This is a genomic window from Allobosea sp. P1_A7 (genome assembly GCF_056406775.1).
In genome coordinates this window covers 1-5,618 of sequence record NZ_JBFTZN010000343.1, presented here as the reverse complement: position 1 = coordinate 5,618, position 5,618 = coordinate 1, and the positions used below count along the sequence as shown (strand labels likewise).

The 5,618-nt window shown below is 63.9% G+C and carries 7 protein-coding genes; 3 read left to right on the top strand and 4 right to left on the bottom strand.

Annotation, left to right across the window (positions count from 1 at the left end):
• Positions 1-540 precede the first annotated feature (540 nt).
• A complete protein-coding gene (locus tag AC1D34_RS33525) occupies positions 541-753 on the top strand; it encodes a hypothetical protein (RefSeq protein ID WP_476826566.1) in 213 nt (70 codons plus the stop codon).
• A 43-nt stretch (positions 754-796) separates the two neighbouring features.
• Here the strand turns inward: AC1D34_RS33525 and AC1D34_RS33520 are convergent, their stop codons facing one another.
• Complete coding sequence (locus tag AC1D34_RS33520) at positions 797-1,015, bottom strand: hypothetical protein (RefSeq protein WP_476826565.1); 219 nt, start codon at positions 1,013-1,015, stop codon at positions 797-799.
• A 180-nt stretch (positions 1,016-1,195) separates the two neighbouring features.
• Positions 1,196-2,581, bottom strand: coding sequence for a DUF1214 domain-containing protein (locus tag AC1D34_RS33515; RefSeq protein ID WP_476826564.1), 1,386 nt, complete (start codon positions 2,579-2,581; stop codon positions 1,196-1,198).
• Between the two features lie 358 nt (positions 2,582-2,939).
• Between AC1D34_RS33515 and AC1D34_RS33510 the strand changes: the two genes are divergently transcribed.
• Positions 2,940-3,584 (top strand): hypothetical protein, encoded by a 645-nt coding sequence (locus AC1D34_RS33510; RefSeq protein ID WP_476826563.1) that lies wholly within the window; start codon positions 2,940-2,942, stop codon positions 3,582-3,584.
• Between the two features lie 60 nt (positions 3,585-3,644).
• On the opposite strand, the gene AC1D34_RS33505 is transcribed toward AC1D34_RS33510, so the two are convergent.
• A complete protein-coding gene (locus AC1D34_RS33505; protein WP_441508148.1) occupies positions 3,645-3,977 on the bottom strand; it encodes a hypothetical protein in 333 nt (110 codons plus the stop codon).
• 350 nt (positions 3,978-4,327) lie between these two features.
• On the opposite strand from AC1D34_RS33505, the gene AC1D34_RS33500 reads away from it, so the two are divergent.
• Positions 4,328-4,774 carry a CBS domain-containing protein gene (locus AC1D34_RS33500; protein WP_441508147.1) on the top strand — a complete coding sequence of 149 codons (447 nt, stop codon included), beginning with the start codon at positions 4,328-4,330 and terminating at the stop codon, positions 4,772-4,774.
• 265 nt (positions 4,775-5,039) lie between these two features.
• On the opposite strand, the gene AC1D34_RS33495 is transcribed toward AC1D34_RS33500, so the two are convergent.
• Positions 5,040-5,618, bottom strand: a 579-nt coding sequence (locus tag AC1D34_RS33495) for an HAD family hydrolase (protein ID WP_476826562.1), incomplete at its 5' end; no start/stop codon positions are given.

Here is a 5,618-nt window from a genome sequence, read left to right as displayed (position 1 = left end):
TCACACAGCGCGGCTCGCGGTGCTCGAGAGAGGGACCGGAAGGTCGAAATCCGGACCGCGTCAGCCAGTGAATACTTGTCGAGAGCCGCCAGATTGGTGGCCGGCATTGTCAAGAAGATACCCATTAATATGCAGGTCGGCGAGATAGGCAATGACCGCCCCGCCGCCGAACGCACTCGCTCCGCGCATGCGGGCCGGTTGAGTGACGGCCGGGCGTCTGCGCGGCATCAGAATACCACTTGGCGTACTAGGGCCTAACCCGCGCCGATGGCTCAGCACCAGTCACCTGCAGTCCGCCATCACGCCGGTCGAATCGGCGTCGTCCATTGACGAAACTCAGCCGGAAAATGGTCTGGGCGCCCGCAGTTTGCCGTCGCGAACATCCGCCGGGTTCATGTCCGAAAGGCCAGGCGACGCAGCGCTGATGCCGCGAGGGCCGCCATTGGCCAATATCCCCCGCCGATTGACCCGTCTTGTGCCTTCCTCACATTCTTGCCCAACCGGCGTGATCCGGTCTGGCGCGTTCAATGGAGGAACCAGATGCGATCGATGATGCTCGCCCTTGTCGCTCTTTCACTGCTGGGCTGCAGCGGCTCCCCGCAACCCCGGGGCGTCGCCCGCGACCTGACACAGGGGACGGCGCAGTGTTCCAAGCACAAATGGGGCACCTCGGAGATGGCCGAGTGCCTCGATCGCGCCACCGGCAGCCAGTCCGCGACGGCCCCCGAGGCCAAGGCGGGCCGCAGCGGCTGAGATCGGGGCGTCGCAGGCTCAAGCCTGCGTTTCGCCCGCTGCCTTACGACGCCGGTCGTGGCGGCGGGCCGCCGGCGACGACAGGCTCTGCGCCTGGAAAGCGCACGACGTTGGAGTGCGTGCTGCTGCGTTGAGCGCGGGCAACCGCTTCGAGGAGCAACTCGACGGCGCGCCGAAGTCGGTCATCCTCGGGGTTGTCCCCGTCCAGCGTCAGGAAGGCGTTGATCAGATAGGCCCGGGCCAGTGGGTAATTGCTGCTCATGGCCGTCTCCCTTGCAGCGAGAGGGTCGCGCCAAAGGACGAGCGTTTTGTAAATGGGACCGCTCGAATTTGAGCGATCGCCCGGCAAGGAACGCTCTCGATGCCGGGCCGCGCCGAACGGAGAATGCATGGCGCGACGGTCAGGACCTGACCCGGCGCGCCTCTCGCGGCGCGGGAGCGCTCAATCGACCTTGGTGACCGGTGCCGGCTGCCACTCGCCGCGCTTCACCGCGTCCTTCGGGACATAGGTTCGGAAGGTCAGCGAGAACGGCTTGCCGTCGGGGGCCGGAAGCCAGTTCGAGTCCGGAACACCGGCGACGGGCTTGGGGCCGATCCCGATCTTCAGCGAACCGTCTGGCTCCTTCGCCAGGCTTGAATTGGTGTTGAAGTTGAAGCGATTGAGCGGGTTTGCCACCACGCGGTAATCCGGCACGCCGACCAGGATCACCGACCAATAGGCATCGACCACGGATTGCGGAAGCTTGTCGGCGGGGAAGTGCATGACATAACTGTTGCTGCCGTTGAGCGGCTTCTCGTCGGCATCGCGGGTGGCGATCAGGTAGACCGCTTCATCCGGTGTGTTGGCCCAGATGCCGGCGAAATTGACCGAGGTACGTAGCCAGAAATCCTTGCCGTAATTGCCCGCCTGGCCGGCGCCGATCCAGTGATTGCGATAGGGCGCGCTCTTGGTCAGGGCGTATTCCTGGAAGGCGGGAATGACCTTGCGCAGCTGCGTGTCGATGGCGGCGCGCGCCTCCTTGCCGGATGCGGCATAGGCTGCGACGACCCGGACCTTCTGCTGCATCTCGGCGGCGTTCGGCGCGACATCGAGCGCGCTTGCGAGCCTGGCATCGACATTGTCGAAGATCTCGACGCCGATCAGGTCCTTGTTCTCGAACAGGGGCATGGCCGGCGGCGGCTGGATCACCGGCTTGCCGAGGGACCTGACCTTGAACTGGCGCTGAAGCTTCACGGCCCCTTCGGGATCGCCCTTGAGCTCGACCCGCGCCAGCATCTTGGCCTTGCCGGAATGCAGCTCGATGCGCCCCGCACCGGCCGGAATCTTCGCCGTCGAGCCGGGTTTGACCAGCGCAAACGTGCCGAAGGGTTTTGAGGGGAAGGAGCGCTCGTTGATGTTGACGATCACCTCGCCCCATTCATCGAGAATCTCGGCGGTGTAGTAGCGTCCCTTGACCTCGGGCACCTCGAGCAGGACGGGCGTCTTGTCGTCGACGGCGAACCAGGCCTCGAGATAGGCGACGTCGAAATTGGGATTGACGAAATCGGCGGAGCCCAGCGGGTTATACTTGATCGCGTTATAGGCGAAGCCCGGCCCCTTCCGGTCGAGATGTTCCTGCCGGATCACGAAGGCCCGGCCGAGCAGATAGACATAGGCGTCCGCGATCGTCTTCTCGTCCGGCGCCGCCGTGCGCGCCGGGGCTTGCGCGAGGCCCGGCCCGTTCAGCAGGGGGCTGAACGCCAGGAAGGCGAGCAGCGTCGTCACATGTCTGCGGTGCAAGGTCATTGGCGCGCCCTTCGAGGCTTCGTGATCACTCAGGCCGTCCATCGCGCCAAACGATCGGCACGAGGCCGGCAGCGACGGTGACAGGACGGACGATCGACGGGATCGCTGAAGGAGCCGGAAACGTCAGGGCGCCAGAAACATGCGGCAGAAGTGCAGGTCTCAAGAATGCAACTCCGCCGGCCCGATCACCATCGGTCGATCCGACCGTCCTGCAATCGCGAGTTGCGGTCAAGCCGGCAACACGCAGGGCAATCGCATCGGCAGTGCAGGGCAGGGTCAGTGCTCCTGGGACTCAGGGAAGGAGGCTCTCGACGCCAACCTGGTCATCGGCTGACGCACAGCGGAAAGCGCGATGCCCAGAGCTCTTGGCGCCGGGTTCCGCTTATGGCAGCACTGCTTCATGCGCGAGACGACCAAGAGTAAGGCAAGGGCCCGCTTTGGATGGGCTTTGGCTATCCCGATCCTCGTCTCGTTTGTGTTCACGAGCGTCTTTGGAATCAAGGCGCGGCGAGCATTTGAGCAGCAGCGCTGCGGCCTCGGTTTGCCATGGGATCGTGCGACGAGCGAAAGCTGGTTGGAGGCTTATTTCCCCGCAGCGTGGCGCGATGTGCAGACCTTGCGACGGTTGTCTTCGGAGTGTTTCGCAGCCTTGCACACCGACCTCACGACGGCCGGCCTTGTTGCGTTCGCCGCCACGGCCGTGCTCGCAGTCCTTCTGGTCGCGCAATCCGGGATCTTGTCCGGAGATGTGCTGCGCCCAGGCAACAGCAACCGTCTGGAGATAGCGATCGGAAGTGCGGCTTGTGCTGTATTTACGATCTGGTGGATGGTATGGTCATTGAGCAACGATCAGTTCATCAACTTTGGTGAGAGGGCCATAAGATGGACTGTTATTTTCAATGGGGAGTATATAGCGCCGTTCAATTTTGCGTTCCTGCTGAATTCCGTCTCTCTCAGGATTGTGGTCGTTGTCCTGCTCGTCTTCGTGAGCCTTGAGCTGGCGCGGCTCAGTTGGCGCGACCGGGCCGCGCCAAACCCGGAATGAAGCTCCGTTTGCGATGATGGACCGTCGCGCCAGATCTCGGYGGCGGACGCCAATGCCAATCTAGGAAGCGGCGCGGCGAACGTCCGCAGCGATATCGGATCGGTGCCGGTCGAGCCATGCGGTCGCCTCGGCGCCATCGACGCGGCACTCGAAGGTCGGCCAGGACGGGTCCTCTCGCGACTCGATCTCCAGCCGGTCTCGGGCATAGCGGATCAGCTCGCGGAGCGTTTCATATCCGGGCCGGCCCTCGAGGGCGTCGGCGATCCAGGGCGTCGACCAGCCCCGTTTGGCGAGAAGCGCAATGCTGGCCGGATCGGCCTCCTCGAACCAGGGGGTGGCGTCGAACTCCGCCCGCATCGCCTCATCGGCTGTGTGGCACGTCGCGTGGATCATGCTCCGCTCCTGCTGGTCGGACCCATCATCTGCATCATAGCCCAGCAGGAGGCGCTATGCGCGCGTTTGAACACCACTTAAGCGGCTGCGCGGCGCCTGAACTCCGGCCAACCAGCACAGGATGCTGGCCGGCCCCGCGATGATCCGGTATCATCCACGGGCATGCCGCTCTCTGGGGCGGGTCTTCGCCAAAGCCCTCTCCCAGACCATGCTTTCGGCGCGCGAAGCAGTATTCCCGCAAGCGTATTCGGCTGGTCGCAGCGCATTCCGGCGCGACAGGGAGACCACCAGGCAATCCCACGGCGAGTGACATGCCTCGGATCTGAAACCGCGCAGAGCAGGAGGTAGCCATGCTCGTTCGTGACGCTATGACCGCGCATGCGGAATGGATCTCTCCGGACATCTCGCTGACCGAGGTCGCGCGCAAGATGCGCGACGCGGATATCGGATGCCTCCCCGTGGGAGAAAATGATCGTCTCATCGGAATGATCACGGATAGAGACCTTGCCTGCCGTGGCTGCGCCGAAGGGGCCGATCCCAACACGACAAAAGCGAGAAAGGTCATGACGGCGGGTATCACCTGGTGCTTCGAGGACGATGACATCAGGGATGCGACGCGCCGCATGACGGACAAGGAGATCCATCACATGCCGGTGATGAACACGCAGAAGCGGATGACTGGCATTCTCTCTCTGTCCGATTTGGCGCTGAGAGCGCCGAAGGATTTGTTCGGCGAGGTCACACGGCTTGTTGCCCGCGACGCATCGCGGCACGCTTCCGAACCCATGGCCCACTAGCTGTCCAAGCCCGGACGGCTTTTCATCCGGGACTGGGCCGAGAGGCTGGGGTTGCAAAGCTCCGCCTCCTGGCCCGGAGACGCCGGGATGGCAGGGCCAGCATCCTGGCGTTGCCGGTTCGACGCCCATGCCAACCTAAGAACCGGACTCCATCAGCAGGTCGGCAAGCCGGCTTTGCCCAGTCCACAGAGCCGCGCTCCAGCCCCGCGCGATTGCGGCCTCAACATTCGCCGGGGCGTCGTCGATCAGGAACAGCTCGTGCGGCTCAAAACCTGTTCGCCCAGCCCAGCGCCGCCGCATAGTGGATGGCGTCGAAATGGCGCTCGAAGCCGAGCGTGTGCCAGAGATATCGTGCGCGCTCATGCTCCTGGACTGTCGCGAGATGCAATTCCAGGCCGTGCGCTCGCAGCTCCGCCAATTGTCCCAGCAGGTCCCGATCGACGTGGGAATCCTGTTCGAACCAGTATCGGACGAGGGTGCCCGCATTCACTGTCGCGCCCATTTTCGCCAATGCGGGCTCAAGTCGCGCATGGAGATCAGCACGGCCATGGATGATGTCGGGCCAATGCGGGGCGAAGAACTCCGCCTGCAAGGTCTCCCTGGAGAGACCGAGATCACGTTCGAGATGAGCCGCCCATCCCCTTGGATCGGGATGTACGATCAGCACGCCGTCGACATCGACCATCACCGCCTTGAAGCGCATCGCGTCAGGATAGGCGGGCATCCTGCTCGTGAGAAGAGCCGGAATCGCCCCTGGCGGGAGCAGCGTGCGGCGTCGCCACCACTCTAATACCGGAATCGCCCCTGGCGGGAGCAGCGTGCGGCGTCGCCACCACTCTAATAC

What these genes read in the sequence shown, in the direction of transcription:
- AC1D34_RS33510 (WP_476826563.1), top strand. Translation starts at nt 2,940, where the DNA reads ATGCGCGAGACGACCAAGAGTAAGGCAAGGGCCCGCTTTGGATGGGCT.
- AC1D34_RS33520 (WP_476826565.1), bottom strand. Translation starts at nt 1,015, where the DNA reads ATGAGCAGCAATTACCCACTGGCCCGGGCCTATCTGATCAACGCCTTC.
- AC1D34_RS33525 (WP_476826566.1), top strand. Translation starts at nt 541, where the DNA reads ATGCGATCGATGATGCTCGCCCTTGTCGCTCTTTCACTGCTGGGCTGC.
- AC1D34_RS33505 (WP_441508148.1), bottom strand. Translation starts at nt 3,977, where the DNA reads ATGATCCACGCGACGTGCCACACAGCCGATGAGGCGATGCGGGCGGAG.
- AC1D34_RS33500 (WP_441508147.1), top strand. Translation starts at nt 4,328, where the DNA reads ATGCTCGTTCGTGACGCTATGACCGCGCATGCGGAATGGATCTCTCCG.
- AC1D34_RS33515 (WP_476826564.1), bottom strand. Translation starts at nt 2,581, where the DNA reads ATGGACGGCCTGAGTGATCACGAAGCCTCGAAGGGCGCGCCAATGACC.